The organism is Bacillus sp. SN1 (assembly GCF_002796895.1).
Classification (GTDB): domain Bacteria; phylum Bacillota; class Bacilli; order Bacillales; family Bacillaceae; genus Bacillus; species Bacillus inaquosorum.
Map to the genome: position 1 here is coordinate 353,853 of NZ_PHIE01000003.1, position 26,894 is coordinate 380,746.

A 26,894-nucleotide genomic window follows, 5' to 3' on the forward strand; every position below is an offset into this window, starting at 1 on the left:
ACGCATTGTTTGGAAGAACATATTATTGCGGTGATATAACTGAAAAAGCAATTGGTGAATCTGTAACGCTGAAAGGCTGGGTCCAAAAAAGACGGGACCTCGGCGGATTGATTTTTATTGACTTGCGTGACCGTACAGGAATTGTTCAAGTCGTTTTTAACCCTGATGTGTCAAAAGAAGCGCTTGCTATTGCAGAAGGCATCAGAAACGAATACGTCCTTGATGTTAAAGGGAAAGTGGTAGCGCGTGAAGAAGGCACGGTCAATGCGAATTTGAAAACAGGCGCAATCGAAATTCACGCTGATGGAGTGACAGTATTAAGTGCTGCAAAGACACCGCCGTTTGCGATTTCTGATCAAGCAGAAGACGTATCAGAGGACGTCCGTTTAAAACACCGTTACTTAGATTTGCGCAGACCGGCTATGTTTCAAACGATGCAGATGCGGCATAACGTGACGAAAGCTGTCCGCAGCTTTTTAGATGATAACGGGTTTCTTGATATTGAAACGCCGATTTTAACAAAAAGCACACCTGAGGGAGCACGTGACTACTTGGTGCCGAGCCGTGTGCACGAAGGTGAGTTCTATGCGCTGCCTCAGTCTCCGCAGCTATTTAAACAGCTTCTGATGGTATCCGGCATTGAACGCTATTATCAGATTGCCCGCTGTTTCCGCGATGAAGACTTGCGTGCGGACCGCCAGCCTGAGTTTACGCAGATCGATATTGAAATGTCCTTTATGAGCCAGGAAGATATTATGTCATTGGCTGAGGATATGATGGCAAAGATTATGCGTGAAACAAAAGGTGTGGAACTCAAGCTTCCTCTTCCGCGTATGACGTATGACGAGGCAATGAACAAATACGGTTCTGATAAACCTGATACGCGTTTTGACATGCTGTTGACAGATGTGTCTGACATTGTGAAGGATACAGAATTTAAAGTATTCTCATCAGCTGTGGAAAACGGCGGCGTTGTCAAAGCGATTAACGTAAAAGGCGGAGCCGGCGATTACTCCAGAAAAGACATCGACGCTCTTGGCGCTTTTGCTGCAAACTACGGGGCAAAGGGACTTGCCTGGGTGAAAGTTGAGGCAGACGGAGTGAAAGGCCCGATCGCCAAATTCTTTGATGAAGAAAAGCAGTCTAAGCTGATTGAAGCACTTGATGCTGCTGAAGGTGATTTGCTGCTGTTCGGAGCGGATACATTCGGAGTTGTTGCTGCATCACTCGGCGCCCTGCGCTTAAAGCTTGGGAAAGAGCGCGGACTGATTGACGAAAACCTGTTTAATTTCTTATGGGTCATCGACTGGCCGCTCTTAGAGCATGATCCGGAGGAAGGCCGTTTTTACGCAGCCCACCATCCGTTCACAATGCCTGTCCGTGAAGACCTTGAGCTGATTGAAACAGCGCCTGAAGACATGAAAGCACAAGCCTATGACCTCGTCTTAAACGGCTATGAGCTTGGCGGAGGTTCGATCCGTATTTTCGAAAAGGATATTCAGGAAAAAATGTTTGCGCTTCTTGGCTTCTCACAAGAAGAAGCAGCTGAGCAGTTCGGATTCCTTTTAGAAGCATTTGAATACGGCGCTCCTCCGCACGGCGGAATCGCGCTCGGCTTAGACCGACTCGTTATGCTTCTCGCAGGACGTACGAACCTAAGAGATACGATCGCATTCCCGAAAACGGCAAGTGCAAGCTGCCTAATGACAGAAGCGCCAGGGGAAGTAAGCGACGCCCAGCTTGATGAGCTTCATCTTTCTATTAAGAAAAAAGTTAAGAACTGAATGAGCAGTTCGATTCTTGAAAATCAAAATCGTCTGTGATATGATTTTGACAAGTTAAATAAAGTCCTGATGTGTTAGTTGTACACCTAGTTTTGACCGAACATTTTTTTGATTTGGGAGCCCGCATTTTTAAATGGCGTACATGCCTCTTTTCATTCGGTAAAGAGGACTTACAAGATTTAAAATAGGGCACCCACCTGCTGAGAGCGGGTTCAAAACAAAGGAAAGCTGCAACGGCACTATTGGGACTTTATTTTTTGTGCGCAGAAAAAACGGCTGCTCATGGATCAGCCATTTTATAGATGAAAACCAGAATACGAATGTGGAGTGAGGTTCTTGTTACACCAGTTTTCACGCAATGAATTAGCTATCGGAAAAGAAGGCCTTGAAACGCTGAAAAACAGCACGGTTGCTGTTCTTGGGGTCGGCGGAGTCGGATCGTTCGCGGCGGAAGCTCTTGCGCGGTCAGGCGTCGGCCGCATTCTGCTCGTCGACAAAGATGACGTCGACATAACAAATGTAAACCGCCAGCTTCACGCGCTTCTTTCAACAGTCGGACAGCCGAAAGTTGATTTAATGAAAGCGCGGATCGCAGACATTAACCCAGAGTGTGAAGCGATCGCGTTAAAAATGTTCTATACCGAAGAAACATATGAGCAATTTTTTGAATATGATCTTGACTATGTCATTGATGCGTCAGACACCATCTGTTATAAAATTCATTTAATGAAAGAATGTCTGAAACGGGATATTCCGCTTATCTCCAGCATGGGTGCCGCGAATAAAACGGATCCGACACGCTTCCAAATCGCTGATATCTCAAAAACGCACACTGATCCAATTGCGAAGGTCGTCCGTACGAAGTTACGCAAAGAGGGTATCAAAAAGGGCGTTCAAGTGATTTTCTCTGACGAAAGCCCGATTGTCATTCGGGAAGATGTCAGAAAAGAAGTGGGAAATGATGAAGCGAAAATCCGCAAAGCAAAAATGCCGCCATCCTCTAATGCTTTTGTGCCGTCAGTTGCCGGTTTGATTATGGGCGGACATGTTGTCATGGATCTTTTGAAAGACATTGAAATCAAACGTGTGAAAGATAAATAACCCGTAAAAAACAGCCTTGAGTCATCAAGGCTGTTTTTGTCTTATTTCCTTTTCATTAATTTGTCGTATACCTGTTTTAACGCGGATTCGAACTTGCCCGTTTGCTTCGGCTTGTAATATTGCTTGTTCTTTAAAGGATCAGGGAGATATTGCTGTTCGACCCATCCGTTGTCGTAATTGTGCGGGTACTTATAGTCGATTCCTCTTCCTAATTCCTGTGCTCCTTTATAATGCGCGTCCTTTAAATGCTTCGGGACATCCCCGATTTTTCCGGCTCTGATATCCGCCAGCGCCTCATCGATTGCGAGAATGGCTGAGTTTGATTTCGGTGAGAGGCAAAGTTCAATGACTGCGTTGGCCAGCGGGATTCGTGCTTCGGGAAATCCGACTCGCTCAGCGGTCTGAATAGCGTGCAGGACTCTTGGACCGGCTTGCGGGCTTGCTAAGCCGATATCTTCATAGGCGATAACAAGCAGTCGTCTTGCGATGCTTTCCAGGTCGCCAGCTTCAATTAATCTTGCTAAATAGTGAAGAGCGGCGTTGGCATCAGAGCCGCGGATCGATTTTTGAAAAGCGGACAAAACATCATAATGCGCGTCACCGTCTTTATCGTGAGAAAAACTCTTTTTCTGCAAACATTCTTCCGCGGTTTCTAATGTAATGTGAATCACACCATCGGCAGATTCCTTTGTTGACAAGACGGCCAGCTCAAGCGCATTTAAAGCGGAGCGGACATCTCCTCCGCAACCGTGGGCAAAATGCTCCATCGCCTGATCATCAATGGATACAGAATATGTGCCAAGGCCCCGATGCTCATCATGAAGCGCCCGATCTAGAGCCTGTTTAATCAGTTCCGGTGTTAACCGTTCAAGCTCAAAAATCTGTGTCCGGCTTCTGATCGCAGGATTAATGGCATGATACGGGTTAGCCGTGGTTGCTCCGATCAAAATGATCATCCCGTTTTCTAAGTAGGGCAATAGAAAATCTTGTTTCCCTTTATCCAGCCTGTGAACTTCATCCAGAATCAAAATCACCTGACCTGACATTTTAGCTTCCTGGGCTACGATTTCCATATCTTTTTTATTGTTAATGACAGCATTCAGCTTCCGAAAAGCAATACTTGTTGAACCGGCGATTGCTGTTGCGATTGATGTTTTTCCAATTCCGGGCGGCCCGTACAAAATCATGGATGACAAATGTTTTGCCTGAACCATTCTGCCGATAATTTTATCTTCTGCCACCAGATGCTGCTGGCCGATAATATCCTCTATTTTTGTCGGACGCATCCGATATGCCAATGGCTTCATCATCATCTCTCCTTACTTAATTACAGGGTAACGGAAAACTGGACATTAGAAAAGAGGGAAGGCCCGTTTCCGCCTGCCTCAATGAAAATTTGCTGAAGGTATGTTATAATAACAGTTGGTCTATTAGATAATAAACGGACGAATCATATAGAAATTACCATTATAAATGTGGAAAATCATGAAATAACAGAGGTGTTCATGTTGAAAATATCAACTAAGGGAAGATACGGGCTCACCATTATGATCGAGCTTGCAAAAAAGCATGGTGAGGGTCCGACTTCATTAAAAAGCATCGCACAGACGAATAATTTGTCCGAGCATTATTTGGAGCAGCTGGTATCGCCGCTCAGAAATGCCGGTTTAGTGAAAAGCATCAGGGGCGCATACGGCGGATATGTATTAGGCAGCGAGCCGGATGCAATTACGGCGGGAGATATTATCCGTGTACTTGAGGGGCCGATCAGTCCTGTTGAAGTGCTGGAAGACGAGGAGCCTGCCAAGCGTGAGCTCTGGATTCGCATTCGGGATGCTGTGAAAGAGGTTTTAGACAGTACAACACTAGAGGATCTTGCAAGCTATACAGACGGAGAACAAGAAGCTTATATGTTCTATATTTAGATCAGAGGTGTAAACATAATGGAACGGATTTATTTAGATCATGCCGCAACGTCTCCGCTGGATGAGCGCGTGCTGGAAAAAATGATACCGCATTTCTCCGGCAATTTCGGCAATCCATCCAGTATTCATTCATTTGGAAGAGAATCTCGAAAATGGGTGGACGAAGCAAGAGCGCAGATTGCAGCTGAAATCGGAGCTACAGAGCAGGAGATCATTTTTACAAGCGGGGGCACGGAAGCCGATAACTTGGCTATCATGGGAACCGCGCTTGCAAGAAAAGATTTGGGCAGACATATCATCACGACAAAAATTGAACATCACGCCGTGCTTCACACGTGTGAAAAACTTGAGGAAGACGGATTTGAAGTAACGTATCTGGACGTTGACCAAAATGGAAGAGTCAGTGCAAATCAGGTGAAAGAAGCACTGCGTGATGATACAATCCTTGTGACAGTGATGTATGGAAATAATGAAGTCGGAACAGTGCAGCCGATCGATGAAATCGGTGAGCTGCTGAAGGAACACCAGGCTTATTTTCATACGGATGCTGTTCAGGCATTCGGGTTGCTGCCAATTCATGTGAAAAACAGCCATATTGACCTTCTGTCTGTTTCTGGGCACAAGCTCAACGGGCCAAAAGGGACAGGCTTTTTATATGCAAGTAAAGATGTGAAGCTTTCCCCGCTCTTGTTCGGAGGAGAGCAAGAAAGAAAACGCCGTGCCGGAACAGAAAATGTTCCCGGTATTGTCGGGCTGAAAGAAGCCATCAAGCTGTCAAGTGAAGAACGGGACGAAAAAAACGAGAAGTATCAATCGTTTAAAACAATCATTGCCGACACGCTTGAAAATGCCGGTGTGGCATTCGAGATCAACGGGGACAAAGAGCATAGTTTGCCGCATGTACTGAACCTGTATTTCCCCGGTGTATCAGTAGAAGCACTGCTTGTAAATCTTGATATGGCGGGAGTCGCTGTCTCAAGCGGATCAGCGTGCACCGCCGGTTCGGTCCTGCCGTCACATGTGCTGACTGCCATGTTCGGGGATGAGAGTGACCGGCTGACGTCCTCGATTCGGATCAGCTTCGGCCTCGGCAATACGGCTGAGCAAGTGAAAACCGCTGCCAAACATGTGGCCGACGTTGTCAAACGGCTGACACAATAAGGCGGCTTAGTTATTGGAGTGAATAAAATGGAAAAACGGCCGGAGGATACAAGAGTCGTCGTCGGCATGTCCGGCGGAGTAGACTCATCTGTGGCGGCCCTGCTGTTAAAAGAACAGGGCTATGATGTAATCGGAATCTTTATGAAAAACTGGGATGATACGGACGAAAACGGTTTTTGCACGGCGACAGAGGATTATGAAGATGTGATCCGCGTCTGCAATCAAATCGGAATTCCGTACTATGCCGTTAATTTTGAAAAGCAATATTACGAGAAGGTATTTCAATACTTCCTCGATGAATATAAAGCAGGCAGAACACCAAACCCGGATGTGCTGTGCAACAAAGAAATTAAATTCAAGGCATTTTTGGAGCATGCCCTGTCACTTGGCGCCGACTATTTAGCGACTGGCCACTATGCTAGGGTCGACAGAAGCGGCGGCAAAGTCAGAATGCTGCGCGGCATTGATGAAAACAAAGATCAAACGTACTTCTTGAATCAGCTGACAGAAGATACGCTAAGCAAAGTCATGTTCCCGATCGGCGAGCTTCAAAAAAGCCGTGTGCGTGAAATTGCCAAAGAAGCAGATCTTGCAACGGCAACGAAAAAAGACAGTACGGGCATCTGTTTTATCGGCGAACGCAACTTCAAAACGTTTCTCAGCCAATATCTCCCTGCACAGCCGGGCGATATGATGACGATGGACGGCGAAGTAAAAGGACGCCACGACGGGTTAATGTACTACACGATCGGACAGCGTCACGGCCTTGGCATCGGAGGAAGCGGCGAGCCGTGGTTTGCGGTTGGTAAAGATCTTGAAAAGAACATCCTCTACGTGGATCAAGGGTTCCATAACCCGCTTCTTTATTCCGACAAAATTACAGCTACGAATATTAGCTGGGTTCGTTCGGATATCATGAAGGGCGAAGAGATTTCCTGCACGGCTAAATTCCGTTATCGCCAAGAAGATCATAAAGTGACGGTGCGCATGACAGGTGAAGGCGAAGCGGAAGTCATCTTTGATGAACAAGTCCGCGCTGTGACGCCGGGTCAAGCCGTTGTCTTCTATGACGGAGAAGAATGCCTTGGCGGCGGAACTATTGATGATGTGTACAAAGACGGAACAAAATTGTGGTACGTATAAAAGATGAAAAACCTCAACACTGAGTTGGGGTTTTTTAATGAAAGGAAGATGGTCGGTGGATTATAATCAACTCGGTATAGAGGCGATGCAAAAAGGCGATTACGAGAAAGCGGCAGAGGCATTTACAAAAGCGATTGAAGAAAATAAAGAAGACGCGATTCCGTATATTAACTTTGCTAACCTGCTTTCATCCGTGAACGAGCTGGAACGGGCTTTAGCGTTTTATGATAAAGCGCTTGAATTAGACAGCAGCGCCGCCACTGCTTATTATGGAGCAGGAAATGTCTATGTTGTAAAAGAAATGTACAAAGAAGCGAAAGACATGTTTGAAAAAGCGCTTCGTGCCGGGATGGAAAACGGCGACCTGTTTTATATGCTCGGAACGGTTCTTATCAAGCTCGAACAGCCTAAGCTTGCACTGCCATATTTACAAAGAGCGGTCGAACTGAATGAGAACGATACAGAAGCGCGCTTTCAATTTGGGATGTGCTTAGCGAACGAGGGCATGCTGGACGAAGCGCTCAGCCAATTCGCAGCTGTAACAGAGCAAGATCCTGGGCACGCTGATGCATTTTACAATGCCGGTGTTGCTTATGCTTATAAAGAAAATCGAGAAAAAGCGCTGGAAATGCTAGACAAGGCGATTGACATCCAGCCAGATCATATGCTTGCGCTTCATGCAAAAAAACTGATCGACCCATCATAACAGGCAGAGGAGGAGGGACAGCTCGTGCAGCAGCATCCGGATCAGCTTAAACTGGAGGAAGAGCCCTATTTAAAAGGGACAGTCAACACAGTCATCTATCATAATGACACCAATTTATATACGGTTCTGAAAGTGAAAGTCACAGAGACCTCCGAAGCTATTGAAGATAAAGCCGTATCCGTGACGGGCTACTTCCCTGCGCTTCAAGAAGAAGAGACCTACACGTTTTACGGCAAGATCGTAACCCATCCAAAATTCGGGCTTCAATTTCAAGCAGAGCATTTTAAAAAGGAGATTCCGACGACTAAGGAAGGCATCATTCAATATTTATCGAGTGATTTGTTCGAGGGAATCGGCAAAAAAACAGCCGAAGAAATTGTGAAAAAGCTGGGCGACAGCGCTATTAATAAAATATTGGCTGACGCTTCAGTGCTTTATGACGTTCCCAAGCTGTCAAAAAAGAAAGCTGATACGCTGGCCGGCGCCTTACAGTGTCATCAGGGACTGGAGCAAATCATGATTTCCCTGAATCAGTTTGGCTTCGGCCCTCAGCTGTCTATGAAAATCTACCAAGCCTATGAATCCGAGACGCTTGAAAAGATTCAGGAAAACCCTTATCAGCTTGTGAAAGATGTAGAAGGCATCGGATTTGGGAAAGCGGATGAGCTGGGCAGCAGAATGGGCCTTTCGGGTAATCACCCTGAGCGGGTAAAAGCCGCCATATTGTACACGCTTGAAACGACTTGTCTGTCAGAAGGGCATACGTACATAGAAACGGAGAAGCTGATTATTGACACCCAATCTCTATTAAATCAATCAGCTCGGGAGGGACAGCGCATCACTGAAATGGATGCCGCTAACGCGATTATTGCCCTTGGAGAAAATAAAGACATTGTCATAGAAGATGGCCGCTGTTATTTTCCATCGCTGTTTTACGCTGAACAAAATGTTGCTAAGCGAGTGAAACATATCGCAAGCCAAACTGAATATGATAACCAGTTTCCCGAATCAGAATTTCTGCTCGCTTTAGGAGAACTGGAAGAACGGATGAACGTTCAGTATGCCCCTAGCCAGAAAGAAGCGATTCAAAAAGCCCTTTCCTCACCGATGCTTCTTTTAACGGGGGGACCGGGAACAGGGAAAACGACGGTAATCAGAGGGATTGTCGAACTGTACGGAGAGCTTCACGGTGTGTCACTCGACCCGTCAGCGTATAAAAAGGATGAAGCTTTTCCGGTTGTATTGGCCGCACCGACAGGAAGAGCGGCGAAACGGATGAGTGAATCAACGGGGCTTCCGGCAGTGACGATTCACAGGCTGCTCGGCTGGAACGGCGCTGAAGGATTTACCCATACAGAGGATGAGCCGATTGAAGGGAAGCTGTTAATAATCGATGAAGCCAGCATGCTTGATATATGGCTGGCGAACCATTTGTTCAAGGCGATCCCTGATCATATTCAAATCATCATTGTCGGTGACGAAGATCAGCTGCCTTCTGTCGGTCCGGGCCAAGTGCTGAGAGACCTTTTGGCATCCCAGGTGATACCGACTGTGAGACTGACAGACATCTACCGCCAGGCGGAGGGTTCATCGATTGTCGAGCTTGCCCACCAAATGAAAAATGGGTTGCTGCCAAACAATTTGACTGCCCCAACGAAGGACCGTTCCTTTATTCGCTGCGGAGGCTCGCAAATTAAAGAGGTAGTTGAGAAGGTTGTCGCCAATGCATTGAAAAAAGGCTATACGGCAAAGGACATTCAGGTTCTCGCCCCGATGTACAGAGGAAAAGCCGGGATCAATGAACTGAATGTGATGCTGCAGGACATTTTGAATCCTCCTAGAGAAAAACGGAGGGAAATAAAGTTCGGGGATGTTGTCTACAGAACCGGAGATAAAATTTTGCAGCTCGTCAATCAGCCGGAAAACAATGTGTTCAACGGAGACATTGGCGAAATTACATCGATATTTTATGCGAAGGAAAATACAGAAAAAGAAGATATGGCCGTCGTTTCTTTTGACGGCAATGAAATGACGTTTACGAAAAAAGATTTTAACCAGTTTACCCATGCGTATTGCTGCTCTATTCATAAATCGCAGGGAAGTGAATTTCCGATTGTGGTTTTGCCTGTTGTGAAAGGCTATTATAGAATGCTCAGAAGAAACCTTCTTTATACCGCTATTACAAGAGCAAAGAAATTTCTCATTTTATGCGGAGAAGAGGAGGCGCTGGAGTGGGGCGTGAAAAATAACGACGCAACTGTCAGACAGACTTCTTTGAAAAACAGGCTGTCATTACAGGTTGGGGAAATGGATGCTGAGCTTGAAGCTTTGCAAAAGGAGCTCCCATTCAGCGTACACGATGCCAATATTGGCATGGAAGGCATTACACCATTCGATTTTATGAAAGAAGAACAGCTGTAAAAAGGCTCCCGTGATAGCGGGAGTTTTTTTATTTGCGGTGGAAGTGATTTCATCGTATGAGTCAAAGGCGCAAAGCAAAACCTAAGCCTGTTCAACAAAAGGTGGTTGATCACACTTTGAGAACATGCCATGAAGTAGAAGGATTCCCAGTATACTCAGAACGAACTTCTTGTTATCTCGGGACAATATCCGATATTTGTTTTTCTCTTGAGGGAGATTGTCTTGGGTTTATTCTTGCACAAAAACGGTTTTTGCATCATCATCATGCGCTATTAAGGGCGTGTGATATCTCTTGTATTCTTGATGACCGCATATTGGCCTCGGTCAGTTCAGATCAGCTTTTGCCTCTTCCGAAATCATGCTTCACATACGAGCAGATGAAAATGAAGCTTGTGAAATCGCAAGAGGGAGATATATTGGGGATGCTGGAAGATGTATACTTTTGTCTGGACAGGGGCATAATCGTAGCATATGAACTCTCGGACGGTTTCTTTTCTGACCTGGCGGGAAGCAAGCGCCAGATCCAAAGAGCGGATTCGCTTGTCGAGGTGGGGAAAGACGAGATCGTTCTGAACGGATAGAGGTGTGAGATATGCTTATATGCCCGAACTGCAAAAGTAAGGATATCGGGAAAATCGGCGTGAACCAATATTATTGCTGGGGCTGTTTTATTGAACTGACAGTGGCGAAAGGGAAGATTGCAACTCATCAAGTGGAAGAAGACGGAACGTTAAGCAGCTTGGATGATTTGTTTTCTGAGGATGAACGCAGCATCAATTTTTAATCATGAAAGGAGATGCGCAGGATGAATCGGACGATGACTTCTCTTTTGGCATTGGGAGCCGGAGCTCTCGTGTACCGAATGGCGACTCAATCCGACATGCTGAATAATCGAAGCATGAAGCGGATGAGAAGAAGAATAACGAAAATGTTTTAATGCGAAAAAGGATACTCTCCGAAGAGTATCCTTTTCTATGTTTGCCGTGCCTCAAGGCGCCTTGCTGCGAGCGAAAGGCTGTAGTTGACTGCAAAATACATAAGTGCCGCAAGTAAAAAGATCGGGAAAAAATAACTGCCGTCTGCGCTTTGGCCGTTTAAAATCTGCGCGTTATGAATCAGTTCGGGCAGGGCGATCACTACAGCAAGCGATGTATCTTTTAATAAAGAAATAAACTGGCTTACGATTGGCGGTACCATGCGGCGAAGCGCTTGCGGCATGACAATGAAGAACAGGGCCTGTGTATAGCTCAGCCCGGAGGAGCGCGCAGCTTCAATTTGTCCTTTATCAATTGATTTCAGCCCGCTTCGGATAATTTCAGATAGCATAGCGGATTCGAAAATCGTTAATGCTGTAATTGCTGCAGCTGTAATTTCAAGCTTAATCCCGATTTCCGGAAGGGCAAAGAACGTAAAGAAAATAATTAATAGCAAGGGGAGGTTTCTGATCATTTCAACGAGAACCGCAATCAATTGAGAAAGAACGGGAACTTTCGCATAGCGCAGGGTGCCTGCGATTAAACCGAAGAAAAAGCTCAGAATGATGGAGATGAAAGCAACGTACAAGGTGACGAGAAAGCCATCCCATAAAAACGTTAAATGCTCTTTCGAATAAGCTCCGATAAAATCCAATGTATCTCACTCCTTATCAATAGCTTCTTTCCAGCCGTTTTTCCAAATAGTTAACACCGATGCTCAGCGGTATCGTCAGCACTAAGTAAAAAAGCGCCACAAAAATATAAACATCAAATACAACGAGTGTGCTCGAAGAGACCAAATCGGCCTGATACATAAGATCCAGTCCGGCTACAACTCCGAGAATCGAAGAGTTTTTGACTAAGTTTAAAAATTGATTGCCCAATGGCGGCATGACGATTTTGATTGCCTGCGGTAAAATGATATGGAGCATGGCCTGGCTGTAGGTAAAGCCTGACGAACGCGCCGCTTCCATCTGCCCTTTTGAAACAGACTGGATGCCTGCTCTGATGGCTTCTGCGATAAACGCAGAGGTATAAATGGTGAGTGCAACCGTTCCCGCTTGAAAACCGTCAAGCCTCAAGCCTGCGTTTGGAAGGCCGAAATAGAAAACAAAGGTAATTAAAAGAAGAGGAATATTGCGGATAAACTCCACATATGCGGTCCCGAGCCATTGCAGCGGCTTAAAAACTGTAATTCTCATAACCGCTACAACAACGCCGAGAACAAAACTGCCGGCCAGCGCGATGATACTTGCGAGCAGAGTATGGTAAAAACCGTCCATATACATGCCGAAGTTATCGAAAAGAATTGATACATTCATCTGCCTATTCACTCCTTATCAAATCGGGATGAGCATCACCTGCTCATCCCGGGATGGTCGTTATTCAGCTGGGTCTTCTTTGATCCATTTTTTATAAATTTCATCATATCTGCCATCTGACTTCATCTTTTTGAGTGAAGCGTTAATTTCTTTCGCGAGAGCAGATTGCCCTTTTTTTACGGCGATCCCGTAAGGCTCATCTGTAAAAGGCTCTCCTGTTAATTGATAATTTTTATTTTCGTCAGCCATCCCGTATAAAATCGCATTATCCGTTGTAAGGGCATCGCCTTGCCCTGCTTTGAGCGCCGTAAAGGCTTCTGCGTAGTTTTCAAATTCTAAAACAGATGCTTTAGGCGCTTTTTCACGAATGTTTTGAGAGGAGGTGGAGCCTTTTACTGCAAGAACTTTTGAGCCTTTGCCAAGATCTTCAACACTCTTGATTTTGGTTCCTTTTTTTACAAGAAGCGATTGCCCAGCCTCGAAATAGACATCAGAAAAGTCAACTTCCTTTTTTCGTTCTTCAGTGATCGTCATTGTGGCGACAATAGCATCGATATCCCCGTTTTGCAGCATAGGAATCCTTGTTTTTGAGGTGACCTCTTTAAATTCAGCTTTTTTTTCGTCACCTAAAATGTCTTTAGCGATTTGCTTGGCAATATCGATATCGAAACCCTCAATCTCACCTGAGCTCGGGTTTTTAAGACCGAACAGTCTGGTGTCTGTTTTTACGCCGAAGACAATTTTGTCATTGTCTTTAATGGCGGCTAGCGTATCTTTTTTGCTTTCCTTTGAGGCTTCTCCATTTGACCCCTTGCTGCCGCAAGCAGCAAGCAAGATGACAGCGAATAAAGAAATGAATGCTAAAGATAAAATCTTTTTCATACAAGTTCCCCCATTTCTGTTTTAATGATTTAAAATACGGCTTAAGAATAAGCGGGCCCGTTCTTCCTTCGGATTCGCGTAAAACTCAGCCGGTGTTGCTTCTTCTAAAATTTTTCCTCCGTCAATGAAGACAATGCGGTCGGCAACTTCTTTGGCAAACCCCATTTCGTGCGTCACGACAACCATTGTCATGCCTTCTTTCGCAAGTGTTTTCATGACATCAAGCACCTCGCCGATCATTTCGGGATCAAGTGCTGATGTCGGCTCGTCAAACAGCATGACCTCCGGCTTCATCGCAAGCCCTCTTGCGATGGCTACACGTTGCTGCTGTCCGCCAGAAAGCTGGGAAGGGTAGGCGTCAGCCTTGTCTGGGATGCCGACTTTTTCAAGGTAATAACGCGCCGTTTCCTTTGCTTGTTCAGGTGATTGTCCGAGCACTTTTACAGGCGCCAGCATGATATTTTGCAGCACTGTTTTATGCGGATATAAATGAAAGTGCTGAAATACCATCCCGATGTTCCGCCGCACTTTATTAATGTCAGTTTTTCTGTCGTTAATGACAGTGCCGTTTACTGTCAGCGTCCCCTTACTGATCGTCTCCAGCCTGTTGATGCATCTGAGCAATGTGCTTTTACCGGAGCCGGATGGGCCGATGATGACAACGACTTCGCCTTTTTCGATTTGAAGATTAATTTGCTTTAACACATGAAAATCTCCGTAATGCTTGTTTACATTTTGAAATGTGATCATCGCAATCCTCCTATCAGAACTTCAGACAAGTTGTTTGAAAATCACTACCTTTTAATGTAATCAAAAGTAATATAACTTTAAACGTCAAACTTTTCTGAAAATTAAATGCGAAAAAATGTCCATGACTTCTGACTGACTGAAGAAACATAAAGAATAATTCCTTATAAACCTCAAAAGATATAGAAGAGGTGAAAGCAGATGCTTCAAAAACCGGTGCAGCTTTTGTTATGGGTGGCAATTTGTTTGCTGGTCCTGTTAACAGTCTATGTCTTTTTTATGCTTGATATGTTATGGTCGCCCTTTTGGCTCGTTATAAAAACGATCTTTATCCCCTTGATTATTTCCATTTTTATTTCTTATGTATTACTTCCGGTCACGGAATGGCTGCACAGCAAAGGATTGCCGAGGACTTTGAGCATCTTGGTGATTTATGTTCTTTTTTTTGGCGGACTTGGCTGGGCGCTGTATAAAGGGGTACCTGTTTTAATCGTGCAGCTGACGGATTTATCAGAAAATATACCTATGTTTGCCGAAACGTACAACGGGCTTCTTCTTCATGTGCATAACCATACTGATGACTGGCCTGACGGCATGCATCATCGTATAGACAAAATGATCCGCCAGACGGAGGCGTTTTTCGCGGGAACGATCGAGGGTGCAATCAGTGGAATCCGCAATGTGCTTGATTATTTCTTAATAGCGGCAACAATTCCTTTTCTCGTGTTTTATATGGTAAAGGATATTGAGTTGATGAAAAAAACGGTATGGTACTTGACTCCGAAGTCGTGGAGAAAGCGGGGCAGTGACTTCTTGCGGGATGTGGATGACTCCCTTGGCGATTACATCCGCGGACAGCTTCTGGTCTGCTTGATTCTCGGCGTGATGGCGGGCATTACGTTCTGGATATTTGGGCTTCCATATCCGCTGATCTTGGGACTTATTTCTGGGATAACGAATGTCATACCATATTTCGGTCCTTTCATTGGAGCGGTTCCTGCGCTTTTGATTGCAATGACGATCTCAGTGAAAGCAATTCTTGTTGTGGTGATTACAGTATTTATTCTGCAGTTTATGGAAGGGAATATCCTCAGTCCGTTCATTGTGGGCAGAAGCCTTAAAATGCATCCTGTCGTCATCATGCTTGCGCTCCTTGCCGGGGGAGAGCTAGCGGGAATCGTCGGAATGATTCTGGCTGTTCCTGCGACGGCTGTTTTAAAAGTGATGATGATCCATTTTTTGCGGATGAGGACGGAGCATTGACATTGGCGTGCTGCTTGTCTATAATTTCTCGTAGAATACATACGAATCTCGAGTGACGGATCTGAGTACGCCGAAGCCCTGTTAAAGAGAGAAGCTCCGCAAGCTGAAAGGAGCTTTATCAGAAGATCGGAGGAAGCTAATCCTGAGTGCAGTTAATCACTGCCGCACATCCTGCGTTACAGGGTAAAAGGTGACGGGCGAATGATAATGCCCGTAATCAGGGTGGTACCGCGAGACAGCTCTCGTCCCTGTGTAAACGTGTGGTTTGCATAGGGGGAGGGCTTTTTTGCTGTCACTGAAGAGAATTCCGATTTTTATAGAGGAGGAAATACAATGAAACACTTAACTTCTGCGGAAGTGCGTCAAATGTTTTTGGATTTCTTTAAAGAAAAAGGACATGCGGTAGAGCCAAGCGCGTCATTAGTGCCTCATGAGGATCCTTCACTGCTTTGGATCAACAGCGGTGTTGCGACGCTGAAAAAATATTTTGACGGCCGTGTTGTTCCGGAAAATCCAAGAATCGTAAACGCTCAAAAAGCGATCAGAACAAACGATATAGAAAATGTAGGTAAAACTGCGCGCCATCACACATTCTTTGAAATGCTCGGAAACTTTTCCATCGGCGATTATTTCAAAGAAGAAGCCATTACATGGGCTTGGGAGTTTTTAACGAGTGACAAGTGGATTGGTTTCGACAAAGAGCTTCTCTCTGTTACGGTTCATCCTGAAGATGAAGAGGCGTATGAGTTCTGGGCGAAAAAAATCGGTATTCCTGAAGAAAGAATTATCCGTCTTGAAGGGAACTTCTGGGACATCGGTGAAGGGCCGAGCGGACCGAACACGGAAATCTTCTACGACCGCGGTGAAGCATATGGTAATGATCCAGAAGATCCGGAGCTTTATCCTGGCGGAGAAAACGACCGTTACTTAGAAGTATGGAACCTTGTGTTCTCTGAGTTCAACCATAACCCTGACGGCACGTACACGCCGCTTCCGAAGAAAAACATTGATACGGGCATGGGACTTGAAAGAATGGTATCTGTCATCCAAAATGTTCCGACAAACTTTGATACCGATTTGTTTGTTCCGATCATCAAAGCAACAGAAACCATTTCTGGTGAAACATACGGCAAAGACAATGTGAAGGACACTGCGTTTAAAGTGATTGCCGACCACATCAGAACGGTTGCCTTTGCTGTCAGTGACGGGGCGCTTCCGTCAAATGAAGGCCGCGGCTATGTATTAAGACGCTTATTGCGCCGGGCCGTGCGTTATGCCAAAACGATCAACATCCATCGTCCGTTCATGTACGACTTAGTGCCGGTTGTCGCTGAAATCATGGCAGATTTCTATCCTGAAGTGAAAGAAAAAGCGGATTTCATCGCAAAAGTCATCAAAACCGAGGAAGAGCGCTTCCACGAAACACTTAATGAAGGGCTTGCTATCCTGTCAGAAATGATCAAAAAAGAAAAAGACAAGGGCAGCAGCGTTATTTCAGGTGCCGATGTATTTAAGTTGTACGACACGTATGGATTCCCAGTTGAGCTGACGGAAGAATACGCAGAAGACGAGAACATGACGGTTGACCATAAAGGCTTTGAAGAAGAAATGAACCAGCAGCGTGAACGGGCAAGAAACGCCCGCCAGGATGTCGGCAGCATGCAGGTGCAGGGCGGCGCATTGCGCGACGTGACCGATGAAAGCACATTTGTCGGCTATTCTCAAACAAAAGCTGATGCCAATGTCATTGTACTTCTTCAGGACGGCCAATTAATTGAAGAGGCTCATGAAGGGGAAAGCGTTCAAATCATTCTTGATGAAACCCCATTCTATGCAGAAAGCGGCGGCCAAATCGGCGATAAAGGCTATCTCCGCAGCGAACAGGCAGTGGTGAGAATTAAAGATGTGCAAAAAGCGCCTAACGGCCAGCATGTACATGAAGGTGTTGTGGAGAGCGGCACTGTTCAAAAAGGCCTGCATGTTACTGCTGAAGTTGAAGACCATATGAGAAGCGGCGTCATTAAAAACCATACGGCAACGCATTTATTGCATCAGGCACTAAAAGACGTTCTTGGAACTCATGTCAATCAGGCAGGATCTCTTGTGACTGAAAACCGTCTTCGTTTTGACTTCTCGCATTTTGGCCAAGTGACAAAAGAAGAGCTTGAACAAATTGAAAGAATCGTAAACGAAAAGATCTGGGCGAGCATCCCGGTCAGCATTGATTTGAAACCGATCGCTGAAGCAAAAGAAATGGGCGCGATGGCTCTGTTCGGCGAAAAATACGGCGATATTGTCCGGGTCGTTCAAGTCGGAGATTACAGTTTAGAGCTGTGCGGCGGCTGCCATGTCAGAAACACAGCAGAAATCGGCCTGTTCAAAATCGTTTCTGAATCCGGAATCGGAGCAGGTACAAGACGGATTGAAGCTGTAACAGGACAAGGCGCTTACGTCGAAATGAACAGCCAGATCTCAGTATTGAAGCAGGCTGCTGACGAGCTGAAAACAAATATCAAAGAAGTGCCGAAACGGGTTGCGGCTCTGCAGACTGAACTGAAGGATGCACAAAGAGAAAATGAATCTCTTCTTGCGAAACTCGGCAATGTTGAAGCAGGAGCGATCCTGTCAAAAGTTAAAGAAGTTGACGGCGTGAGTGTGCTTGCGGAAAAAGTAAATGCGAAAGACATGAACCATCTCCGCACAATGGTGGATGAACTGAAAGCGAAGCTTGGCTCTGCGGTGATCGTGCTTGGCGCGGTACAAAATGATAAAGTCAATATCTCTGCCGGAGTCACAAAGGATCTCATTGAGAAGGGCCTTCATGCCGGCAAGCTGGTCAAACAAGCTGCGGAAGTTTGCGGTGGAGGCGGCGGAGGCCGTCCGGATATGGCGCAGGCAGGCGGCAAACAGCCGGAAAAATTAGAAGAAGCTTTGGCTTCTGTAGAAGATTGGGTGAAATCCGTTTTATAATTTGCCCATGTAGTGTAGAATGATGGTAAGATTAGGACCCCAGGCTGAACTTTGCCTGCGAATTTGGGAAAGAGGTGCAAAACGGTGAGCTCGTTTGATAAAACGATGAAATTTAATTTCTCCGATGATTCTGCTGAGACTAACGTAAATGAGGTGCTGATTACAGTGTATGACGCGCTTCAGGAAAAGGGCTACAATCCAATCAATCAGATTGTCGGATACTTGCTGTCAGGTGATCCCGCTTATATTCCTAGGCATCGTGACGCTCGCAATTTAATTCGCAAACTTGAAAGAGACGAATTAATCGAGGAATTGGTAAAGTCTTATTTAGAACAGCATAAAGAGGCGTAAATAAAGAATGAGAATATTAGGACTCGATTTAGGAACCAAAACACTCGGTGTTGCTCTGAGCGATGAAATGGGCTGGACTGCTCAAGGCATTGAGACCATAAAGATAAATGAAGCGGAAGGCGATTATGGTTTATCCCGTTTATCTGAACTGATAAAGGACCATACTATAGATAAAATCGTGCTCGGCTTTCCTAAGAACATGAACGGAACAGTCGGGCCGAGAGGCGAAGCCAGCCAAACATTTGCGAAAGTGCTTGAAACAACGTACAATGTTCCTGTTGTGCTGTGGGACGAGCGTCTTACCACAATGGCGGCTGAAAAAATGCTGATTGCCGCTGATGTCAGCAGGCAAAAACGAAAAAAAGTCATTGATAAAATGGCGGCTGTTATGATATTGCAAGGATATCTCGACAGCTTAAATTAAAGCCAGAGGTGAAGAAAATGGAACACGGCGAAAAAAATATTACAATTGTTGACGATCAAGGAAATGAACAGCTTTGTGAAGTGCTGTTTACATTTGAAAACGAAGAGTTTGACAAGTCTTATGTGTTGTACTACCCAATTGAAACAAAAGATGACGAAGAAGTAGAAATTCTTGCTTCCAGCTTCACGCCAAACGAAGACGGTGAAAACGGTGAGCTATTCCCGATCGAAACTGATGAGGAATGGGATATGATCGAAGAAACACTAAACACGTTCTTAGCGGACGAAGACGAAGAATAAAACACCGCGCCAAAGCCGGAGCCATACTGCTCCGGCTTTTTTTCTGCTGTATGAAGGCCTCTTTCACCCTTTTTTTGTAATAAATTGCCGAAATACAATGAATCATGTAGTATAAGAGCTGATGGGAGGAGACCTAATGTATATCAATCAGCAAAAAAAATCATTTTTAAATAAAAAAAGAATCATACTGTCTTCCATTATTGTGCTGCTTCTCATCGTTGGCGGGGCATTTTTATATGGGAAATCATTGCTTGAACCTGTTGAGGAAAACAGTAAAACGACAGTTAATATTAACATTCCGAGCGGATCGTCTGTTTCGGCCATCGCATCGATATTGAAGAAAAACGATGTCATAAAAAGCGAGAAGGCATTTCAGTATTATGTGAAATATAAAGGTGCTTCCGGGTTTCAGGCGGGATTCTATCACCTGAATAAAGGAATGGATTTAGATGCCATTATTCATAAGCTGACAAGCGGGGCTACAGGCTACGCCTTTCAAATCACGGTAACTGAGGGAGAACAGCTGACACAAATTGCAGCCGCTATTGCTGATGAAACGAAATACTCTAAAAAACAAGTCATAGCGAAGCTGGACGATGAAACATTTATCAATCAGCTGAAGAAAGAATTTCCGGACACTGTTACAAACGATGTTTTCAATAAAAAAATTAAGCATCCGCTGGAAGGGTACCTATTCCCGGCTACATACCCTTTTAACGATCCGGATACATCACTTGAAGACATTATTACTGCAATGGTCAAACAGACAAACTCTTATGTGGAAACTTACAAAGCAGAAATGAAGAAAAATAAACTTTCTGTGCATAAGCTGCTGACGATGGCTTCTTTAATTGAAGAAGAAGCAACTGAAAAAGCCGATCGCCATAAAATTGCGAGCGTATTTTATAACCGCCTGAAAGAGAAAATGCCGCTTCAAACAGATCCGACCGTGCTATATGCGGCAGGCAAGCATAAAGACCGGGTTCTTTATAAGGATCTGGAAATCGAATCATCGTACAATACGTATAAAAACACGGGACTGACGCCAGGGCCGATTGCCAACGCCGGCATGTCGTCATGGGAAGCGGCGCTGCATCCGGATAAAACAGACTATCTGTACTTCTTGGCCAAATCAAATGGTGAGGTTGTATTTACAAAAACGCTAAAAGAGCATAATAAAGCAAAAGAAAAATACATTTCCTCAAAAAATGAGAAATAAAAGGAGAGCAAAAAGCTCTCCTTTTGTTCGCTTTCCGCAAGGTTTTATGATAAAATATATCGGGTTGTTTACCGATGTATCATGATGTATTCAGAGAGTGTCCTGTGTTAAAGACTGGGGCACTCCTTTTTAGAACGGGAGGCTGTTTGTTGTGACTGACCGCTATGAACAAATAAATGACTATATAGAAGCATTATTGAAGCCTCGGCCGGAAAACGTGAAGAAGCTTGAAGCATATGCAGAAGAACATCATGTCCCGATTATGGAAAAAGCGGGCATGGAGGTACTGCTTCAAATTTTGTCTGTGAAACAGCCGAAAAAAATACTAGAAATCGGAACGGCCATTGGTTATTCCGCCATTCGAATGGCGCTGGAGCTGCCGTCTGCTGAAATATATACAATTGAACGCAATGAGAAACGGCATGAAGAAGCGGTAAACAATATCAAGGAGTTTCAGCTTGATGACCGGATTCATGTTTTTTACGGAGACGCGCTTGAATTAGCCGACGCCGTTCGTGTGACCGCGCCTTACGATGTCATTTTTATTGACGCTGCAAAAGGTCAGTATCAAAACTTTTTTCATTTATATGAACCGATGCTTTCACCGGACGGGGCGATTATAACAGACAACGTGCTGTTTAAAGGTCTGGTGGCAGAGGATTACAGCAAAATAGAACCGAAAAGAAGGCGCAGGCTGATAACAAAAATTGATGAATATAATCATTGGCTGATGAATCATCCGGATTATCAAACTGCGATTATTCCTGTCGGGGACGGACTTGCGATTAGTAAAAAGAAGAGGTGAACGTCATGAAAAAACCAGAGCTCTTAGTGACGCCGACGAGTACAGCGGACATTTTGCCGCTGATACAGGCGGGGGCAACTGCGTTTTTAGTTGGGGAACAGAGATACGGCTTGAGATTAGCCGGAGAATTTTCTCGTGAAGATATAACAAAAGCTGTAGAGATCGCTCACAAAGAAGGGGCAAAAGTATACGTTGCTGTAAATGCAATTTTCCATAACGATAAAGTGGGAGAGCTTGGCGAATATCTGGCTTTCTTAGCGGAAACCGGTGTGGATGCAGCGGTGTTCGGCGATCCTGCCGTGCTTATGGCTGCCCGTGAATCTGCGCCTGGCCTGAAGCTTCATTGGAGCACAGAAACAACAGGCACCAACTACTATACATGCAATTACTGGGGACGCAAAGGCGCGGCGCGTTCTGTGCTTGCCAGAGAGTTAAATATGGACAGCATTGTGGAGATTAAAGAAAACGCTGAAGTCGAAATTGAAATCCACGTGCATGGAATGACATGCATGTTCCAATCGAAACGTTCTTTGATTGGAAACTATTTTGAATACCAAGGCAAAGTCATGGACATTGAAGGAAAGAAAAAAGAATCGGGCATGTTTTTGCACGATAAAGAACGTGATAACAAATATCCGATTTTCGAAGATGAAAACGGAACGCACATCATGAGCCCGAACGATGTGTGCATCATTGATGAGCTAGAAGAATTAATAGATGCAGGCATTGATTCTTTCAAAATCGACGGTGTCCTGAAAACGCCTGAATACCTAATAGAAGTCACCAAAATGTACAGAGAAGCCATTGATCTGTGTGTGGAAAACCGTGACGAATACGAAGCGAAAAAAGAAGACTGGATTGAACGCATTGAAAGCATCCAGCCAGTTAACAGAAAAATCGATACCGGATTCTTCTTCAAAGAAACGGTTTATTAATCAAAAGGAGGTTAAGCTATGACTGCCGTAAATGATAAAATATCCACAATCGTCAATGGTAAACGTGTGATTACGAAAAAGCCTGAGCTTCTCGCACCTGCGGGTAATCTTGAAAAGCTGAAAATTGCTGTTCATTACGGAGCGGACGCGGTCTTTATCGGGGGACAGGAATACGGGCTGCGCTCGAATGCCGATAACTTTACGATCGAAGAAATTGCAGAAGGCGTTGAATTCGCGAAACAATATGGCGCGAAGATCTACGTAACGACGAATATTTTCGCCCATAATGAAAACATGGACGGGCTTGAAGAATATTTAAAAGCGCTCGGAGATGCCAACGTTGCCGGCATCATTGTGGCAGATCCGCTTATTATCGAAACATGCCGCAGAGTGGCGCCGAATGTTGAGGTTCACTTGAGCACGCAGCAGTCTCTTTCAAACTGGAAGGCTGTCCAGTTCTGGAAGGAAGAAGGCCTTGACCGCGTCGTGCTGGCACGTGAAACAAGCGCGCTCGAAATCAGAGAAATGAAAGAAAAAGTAGATATCGAAATCGAATCCTTTATTCACGGCGCGATGTGCATCGCATATTCCGGCCGCTGTGTCCTGAGCAATCACATGACAGCGCGGGATTCCAACCGCGGAGGCTGCTGCCAGTCATGCCGCTGGGATTATGATCTCTATCAAACAGACGGTGCTAACGCCGTTGCTTTGTATGGTGAAGAAGATGCGCCATTTGCGATGAGCCCGAAAGATTTGAAGCTGATTGAATCCATTCCGAAAATGATCGAAATGGGCATCGACAGCTTAAAGATTGAAGGTCGCATGAAATCAATTCACTATGTAGCAACAGTAGTCAGCGTATACCGCAAAGTAATTGACGCTTATTGTGCTGATCCGGATAACTTTGTGATTCAAAAAGAATGGCTTGAAGAGCTTGATAAGTGCGCCAACCGGGACACTGCGACAGCTTTCTTTGAAGGAACGCCAGGCTATGAAGAGCAAATGTTCGGCGAGCATGCCAAAAAAACGACGTTTGATTTTGTCGGCTTAGTGCTGAATTATGATGAAGACACACAAATGGTCACGCTTCAGCAGCGCAATTTCTTCAAAAAAGGCGACGAAGTGGAATTTTTCGGTCCGGAAATCGAAAACTTTACACACACGATTGAAACCATTTGGGACGAAGACGGAAATGAGCTAGATGCTGCCCGCCATCCCCTGCAAATTGTCAAATTCAAACTAGACAAAAAGATTTATCCGAGCAACATGATGAGAAAGGGGAAGTAACACCCATGGGTAAGAATCCAGTAGTCATTGGAATCGCAGGAGGTTCCGGTTCAGGAAAAACGAGTGTCACACGGTCAATTTATGAACAATTTAAAGGACACTCGATTTTAATGATCCAGCAAGACCTTTATTATAAAGACCAAAGCCATCTTCCATTTGAAGAAAGGCTGAACACAAACTATGATCATCCGCTTGCGTTTGATAATGACTATTTAATCGAGCATATTCAGGATCTATTGAATTACCGTCCGATTGAAAAGCCGATTTACGACTATAAGCTTCACACACGTTCAGAAGAAACGGTTCACGTAGAGCCCAAGGATGTTATTATCCTTGAAGGCATTCTTGTTCTTGAAGACAAAAGGCTCCGTGATCTGATGGATATCAAGCTTTACGTTGACACAGACGCTGACTTGCGTATCATCAGACGGATTATGAGAGATATTAATGAGCGCGGCCGCTCTATTGATTCTGTTATTGAACAGTATGTGTCAGTTGTCCGCCCGATGCATAACCAATTTGTCGAGCCGACGAAACGATACGCTGATATTATTATCCCGGAAGGCGGACAGAATCACGTCGCAATTGATCTGATGGTCACAAAAATCCAAACCATTCTTGAACAAAACGCGATTTTGTAATACCATAGCATAGACATAAATAACTCTGACCATATTATGTATAGGCAGGAAGGGGATGCGCGAATTCCCTTCTTTCCCTGTTTATAAACGCGAAATATTTGCAGAACAACGAGATTCAGTTTAAGATAAACAGTACCTATATGGGAGAGAAGAACGAGGACTGCCCTGTGTTCTCATTCTTGTATTTTTTAGTTTATGCTCTCATACATAATCGAAGATGTTGAGGGACAACCAGAAGGAGTGAAGGGACATGGCACAAGAGAAAGTTTTTCCTATGACTGCAGAAGGAAAACAAAAACTTGAACAAGAATTAGAATATTTGAAAACGGTTAAACGAAAAGAAGTAGTAGAGCGCATTAAAATTGCGAGAAGTTTCGGAGACCTTTCCGAGAACTCTGAATACGATTCAGCGAAAGAAGAGCAGGCATTCGTAGAGGGCCGTGTGACGACTCTTGAAAATATGATCCGCAATGCGAAAATTATTGAAGATGACGGCGGCTCTAACGTTGTCGGTTTGGGTAAAACCGTCACTTTCGTCGAACTGCCTGACGGTGACGAAGAATCATATACAATCGTTGGAAGCGCTGAAGCTGATCCGTTTGAAGGAAAAATCTCAAACGATTCACCAATCGCCAAAAGCCTGCTGGGCAAAAAAGTAGATGATGAAGTGACAGTTCAAACACCGGGCGGAGAAATGCTCGTGAAAATTGTGAAAATTTCATAATATCCGTTTAGCAAAGAAACACCTCGTCCACAATGTGGGTGAGGTGTTTTTTTATGAAGATATCGAAACGAATGAAGCTGACAGTCATCGCTTTTTTGATCGTGTTTTTTTTCCTTCTGCTAAGGCTGGCGGAAATCCAGCTGTTTTTCACAGAATCATTTTCTAAAAAGAAAATCAATTTGATCCAAGAAAGCGTGAAACAGCGGACGGAGGAAGTGCTCATTTCTGATGGAAGAGGTTCCTTTTTAGATCGAAACGGGCAGGCGCTGACCGGAAAAAGTGAGCCTGCGGTTGTTTTGTTCCCTTTTCTGCTGACGCAGGATTGGCCGATCAAAAAAGTTGCAGACATCCTCGGCATGTCTGAAGATGAACTGCACCAGACACTCGCAAAAGCAAAAAAACCGGTCATTTTGCAGCAAAAGAAAATCAAAACACTTTCGAAACAATCCATCACAAAAATCAATTCTTTGAAATATCCCGGAATTTACGGCGTATATATGGAGAATGAAGACAAGCCCAGCCTTGCTTCACATACGATCGGGAGCACGAATCAAGATCCGGCGCTTCTCCGCAGGAAATATCCTGATAAGGAGAGCCTTCCGGTTACAACGGAAATCGGAACAACCGGATTAGAACGGACATTTGATGAGTTTTTGCTTCCGGAACAAGATACGAAGCTTTTATATCATGTGGACGGAAAAGGAAACCCTTTGTTTGGCATGGACGTCAAATATACAGCTGAAGCCAATACATTTTATCCGCTCCAGGTCAAAACAACGATCGACCAAAGCATTCAGAAAGCGATGGAGGAGGTATTGGATGAACAGGGGCTGAAAAAAGGAGGAGCCGTGCTGCTGGACATCGAAAAAAGCAGTGTTCTGGGAATTGTAAGCAAACCGGATGCCGATGTGTCTCAGCAAAACACGCTTCAAAATTACATGCTGACGCCAATCTATCCCGGCTCTGTTTTTAAAACAGTCATTGCCGCAGCTGCGCTCGAAAATGATACAGTGAAGCCGAGCCAAACCTTTAATTGCAATTTAAACCTGTACGGGGAACCGGGCGACGACAAAGGAACCTTGTCTTTTGATGAAAGTTTTGCCCAAAGCTGCAATTACACATTTACGAGTCTTGCAGAACAATTAATGAAAAAAGACGGCTCGGTTATTGAAAATATGTCAGAAAAGCTGGCACTCACAGATCGGGCAGGCTGGGAAGGAAAATTGTATCACGAAACAGATTTCCGCCAGTTGTATAATGAAAAAAGCGGCGTGATTTGGGGGGATGAAAAAGACAAATCGGTCAAAAAAGCCATTGCGCAAACAGCAATCGGGCAGAAAAATGTAAAGGTAACGCCACTCGAGGTAGCCAATATGATGGCAACGATCGCCCGCGGCGGAGAAAAGCGGCAGGTGAAAATCGCTGAACAGATTGAATATAAAAACGGCACAACGCTCGTCAAGTTTAAAGATCAGAAGCTCAAAGGAGAAACGATAGACAAATATACGGCACAGCAGCTTCAAAAAATGCTGCGGCGGGTGGTGGAATCTCCTTCCGGAACGGGCAGAAGGTTTCAGGATCTTCCGTATACTGTAGCAGGGAAGTCAGGCACAGCCCAGACAGGCAAGCTTTCAAAAGAGAAAGAAACGCTTTATGAAAAATGGTTTGCCGGATATTTTCCTGCGGATAAGCCGAAATACGCTCTTGTCGTTTTACACATGGATACGCCGGGGGATAAGGCTCTGACAAATTCGGTGTTTTATGATATTGTTAAAAAAGTACACGAAATTGAAATCAATCAGAAATAGAA

Annotated in this window: 27 protein-coding genes and 1 other RNA gene; 23 read left to right on the forward strand and 5 right to left on the reverse strand. The window is 44.8% G+C overall.

Annotation, left to right across the window (positions count from 1 at the left end):
• The first annotated feature begins 5 nt into the window (after positions 1-5).
• The 3 genes from aspS to CVV77_RS13425 all read left to right on the forward strand — a co-directional run bounded on the left by aspS (position 6) and on the right by CVV77_RS13425 (position 2,885).
• A complete protein-coding gene (aspS, locus tag CVV77_RS13415; RefSeq protein ID WP_100275611.1) occupies positions 6-1,784 on the forward strand; it encodes an aspartate--tRNA ligase in 1,779 nt (592 codons plus the stop codon).
• A 60-nt stretch (positions 1,785-1,844) separates the two neighbouring features.
• A non-coding RNA gene (gene ssrS, locus CVV77_RS13420) (6S RNA) lies at positions 1,845-2,037 on the forward strand.
• Positions 2,038-2,120: 83 nt separating this feature from the next.
• Positions 2,121-2,885 carry a tRNA threonylcarbamoyladenosine dehydratase gene (locus tag CVV77_RS13425; protein WP_084994748.1) on the forward strand — a complete coding sequence of 255 codons (765 nt, stop codon included), beginning with the start codon at positions 2,121-2,123 and terminating at the stop codon, positions 2,883-2,885.
• Between the two features lie 41 nt (positions 2,886-2,926).
• On the opposite strand, the gene CVV77_RS13430 is transcribed toward CVV77_RS13425, so the two are convergent.
• Positions 2,927-4,192, reverse strand: coding sequence for a replication-associated recombination protein A (locus CVV77_RS13430; RefSeq protein WP_100275612.1), 1,266 nt, complete (start codon positions 4,190-4,192; stop codon positions 2,927-2,929).
• Between the two features lie 201 nt (positions 4,193-4,393).
• Here CVV77_RS13430 and cymR point away from each other — a divergent pair, with 201 nt between their 5' ends.
• From cymR to CVV77_RS13470, 8 genes are all read left to right on the forward strand, one after another.
• Complete coding sequence (gene cymR, locus CVV77_RS13435; protein WP_003225879.1) at positions 4,394-4,810, forward strand: cysteine metabolism transcriptional regulator CymR; 417 nt, start codon at positions 4,394-4,396, stop codon at positions 4,808-4,810.
• Between the two features lie 18 nt (positions 4,811-4,828).
• Entirely contained in the window at positions 4,829-5,971 is a 1,143-nt protein-coding gene (locus CVV77_RS13440; RefSeq protein WP_088112353.1) for a cysteine desulfurase family protein, read from the forward strand.
• Positions 5,972-5,998: 27 nt separating this feature from the next.
• Positions 5,999-7,114, forward strand: a complete 1,116-nt coding sequence (gene mnmA / locus CVV77_RS13445) for a tRNA 2-thiouridine(34) synthase MnmA (RefSeq protein ID WP_003237485.1) — start codon at positions 5,999-6,001, stop codon at positions 7,112-7,114.
• A gap of 85 nt (positions 7,115-7,199) precedes the next feature.
• The gene (locus tag CVV77_RS13450; protein WP_250501479.1) at positions 7,200-7,820 is read left to right on the forward strand and encodes a tetratricopeptide repeat protein; all 621 of its coding nucleotides are present in this window, start codon (positions 7,200-7,202) and stop codon (positions 7,818-7,820) included.
• 24 nt (positions 7,821-7,844) lie between these two features.
• Positions 7,845-10,241, forward strand: a complete 2,397-nt coding sequence (gene recD2 / locus CVV77_RS13455; RefSeq protein WP_100275613.1) for an SF1B family DNA helicase RecD2 — start codon at positions 7,845-7,847, stop codon at positions 10,239-10,241.
• A 56-nt stretch (positions 10,242-10,297) separates the two neighbouring features.
• On the forward strand, positions 10,298-10,822 hold the full coding sequence (locus CVV77_RS13460) for a PRC-barrel domain-containing protein (RefSeq protein ID WP_080010851.1): 525 nt from the start codon (positions 10,298-10,300) through the stop codon (positions 10,820-10,822).
• Between the two features lie 11 nt (positions 10,823-10,833).
• Entirely contained in the window at positions 10,834-11,025 is a 192-nt protein-coding gene (locus tag CVV77_RS13465; RefSeq protein ID WP_003225893.1) for a hypothetical protein, read from the forward strand.
• Positions 11,026-11,046: 21 nt separating this feature from the next.
• A complete protein-coding gene (locus CVV77_RS13470) occupies positions 11,047-11,178 on the forward strand; it encodes a YrzQ family protein (RefSeq protein WP_003225895.1) in 132 nt (43 codons plus the stop codon).
• Positions 11,179-11,213: 35 nt separating this feature from the next.
• Here the strand turns inward: CVV77_RS13470 and CVV77_RS13475 are convergent, their stop codons facing one another.
• The 4 genes from CVV77_RS13475 to CVV77_RS13490 are packed head-to-tail and all read right to left on the reverse strand — an operon-like array spanning position 11,214 to position 14,169.
• Positions 11,214-11,870 carry an amino acid ABC transporter permease gene (locus CVV77_RS13475; protein WP_100275614.1) on the reverse strand — a complete coding sequence of 219 codons (657 nt, stop codon included), beginning with the start codon at positions 11,868-11,870 and terminating at the stop codon, positions 11,214-11,216.
• A 16-nt stretch (positions 11,871-11,886) separates the two neighbouring features.
• Entirely contained in the window at positions 11,887-12,537 is a 651-nt protein-coding gene (locus CVV77_RS13480; protein ID WP_100275615.1) for an amino acid ABC transporter permease, read from the reverse strand.
• Positions 12,538-12,597: 60 nt separating this feature from the next.
• Entirely contained in the window at positions 12,598-13,419 is an 822-nt protein-coding gene (gene glnH, locus CVV77_RS13485; RefSeq protein WP_100275616.1) for a glutamine ABC transporter substrate-binding protein GlnH, read from the reverse strand.
• 21 nt (positions 13,420-13,440) lie between these two features.
• Positions 13,441-14,169, reverse strand: a complete 729-nt coding sequence (locus CVV77_RS13490; RefSeq protein ID WP_100275617.1) for an amino acid ABC transporter ATP-binding protein — start codon at positions 14,167-14,169, stop codon at positions 13,441-13,443.
• 198 nt (positions 14,170-14,367) lie between these two features.
• On the opposite strand from CVV77_RS13490, the gene CVV77_RS13495 reads away from it, so the two are divergent.
• The 12 genes from CVV77_RS13495 (at position 14,368) to CVV77_RS13550 (ending at position 26,892) form a co-directional block, all read left to right on the forward strand.
• Positions 14,368-15,429, forward strand: coding sequence for an AI-2E family transporter (locus CVV77_RS13495; protein WP_100275618.1), 1,062 nt, complete (start codon positions 14,368-14,370; stop codon positions 15,427-15,429).
• 333 nt (positions 15,430-15,762) lie between these two features.
• Positions 15,763-18,399, forward strand: a complete 2,637-nt coding sequence (gene alaS, locus CVV77_RS13500) for an alanine--tRNA ligase (RefSeq protein WP_019259030.1) — start codon at positions 15,763-15,765, stop codon at positions 18,397-18,399.
• An 84-nt stretch (positions 18,400-18,483) separates the two neighbouring features.
• Complete coding sequence (locus CVV77_RS13505; protein WP_003225903.1) at positions 18,484-18,750, forward strand: IreB family regulatory phosphoprotein; 267 nt, start codon at positions 18,484-18,486, stop codon at positions 18,748-18,750.
• A gap of 7 nt (positions 18,751-18,757) precedes the next feature.
• Positions 18,758-19,174 (forward strand): Holliday junction resolvase RuvX, encoded by a 417-nt coding sequence (gene ruvX / locus CVV77_RS13510; RefSeq protein ID WP_003237472.1) that lies wholly within the window; start codon positions 18,758-18,760, stop codon positions 19,172-19,174.
• A 17-nt stretch (positions 19,175-19,191) separates the two neighbouring features.
• Positions 19,192-19,473, forward strand: a complete 282-nt coding sequence (locus CVV77_RS13515) for a DUF1292 domain-containing protein (RefSeq protein WP_003237470.1) — start codon at positions 19,192-19,194, stop codon at positions 19,471-19,473.
• 136 nt (positions 19,474-19,609) lie between these two features.
• The gene (mltG, locus tag CVV77_RS13520; protein WP_100275619.1) at positions 19,610-20,692 is read left to right on the forward strand and encodes an endolytic transglycosylase MltG; all 1,083 of its coding nucleotides are present in this window, start codon (positions 19,610-19,612) and stop codon (positions 20,690-20,692) included.
• A 151-nt stretch (positions 20,693-20,843) separates the two neighbouring features.
• A complete protein-coding gene (locus CVV77_RS13525; RefSeq protein WP_100275620.1) occupies positions 20,844-21,497 on the forward strand; it encodes an O-methyltransferase in 654 nt (217 codons plus the stop codon).
• A 5-nt stretch (positions 21,498-21,502) separates the two neighbouring features.
• Positions 21,503-22,432: a peptidase U32 family protein gene (locus CVV77_RS13530; protein WP_019259027.1), complete on the forward strand. Its 930-nt coding sequence runs from the start codon at positions 21,503-21,505 to the stop codon at positions 22,430-22,432.
• An 18-nt stretch (positions 22,433-22,450) separates the two neighbouring features.
• Positions 22,451-23,719, forward strand: coding sequence for a peptidase U32 family protein (locus tag CVV77_RS13535; RefSeq protein ID WP_014114598.1), 1,269 nt, complete (start codon positions 22,451-22,453; stop codon positions 23,717-23,719).
• Positions 23,720-23,724: 5 nt separating this feature from the next.
• The gene (gene udk, locus CVV77_RS13540) at positions 23,725-24,360 is read left to right on the forward strand and encodes a uridine kinase (RefSeq protein WP_003225916.1); all 636 of its coding nucleotides are present in this window, start codon (positions 23,725-23,727) and stop codon (positions 24,358-24,360) included.
• A gap of 250 nt (positions 24,361-24,610) precedes the next feature.
• On the forward strand, positions 24,611-25,084 hold the full coding sequence (greA, locus tag CVV77_RS13545; RefSeq protein WP_003237373.1) for a transcription elongation factor GreA: 474 nt from the start codon (positions 24,611-24,613) through the stop codon (positions 25,082-25,084).
• A 53-nt stretch (positions 25,085-25,137) separates the two neighbouring features.
• Complete coding sequence (locus CVV77_RS13550; RefSeq protein ID WP_100275621.1) at positions 25,138-26,892, forward strand: peptidoglycan D,D-transpeptidase FtsI family protein; 1,755 nt, start codon at positions 25,138-25,140, stop codon at positions 26,890-26,892.
• Positions 26,893-26,894 lie beyond the last annotated feature (2 nt).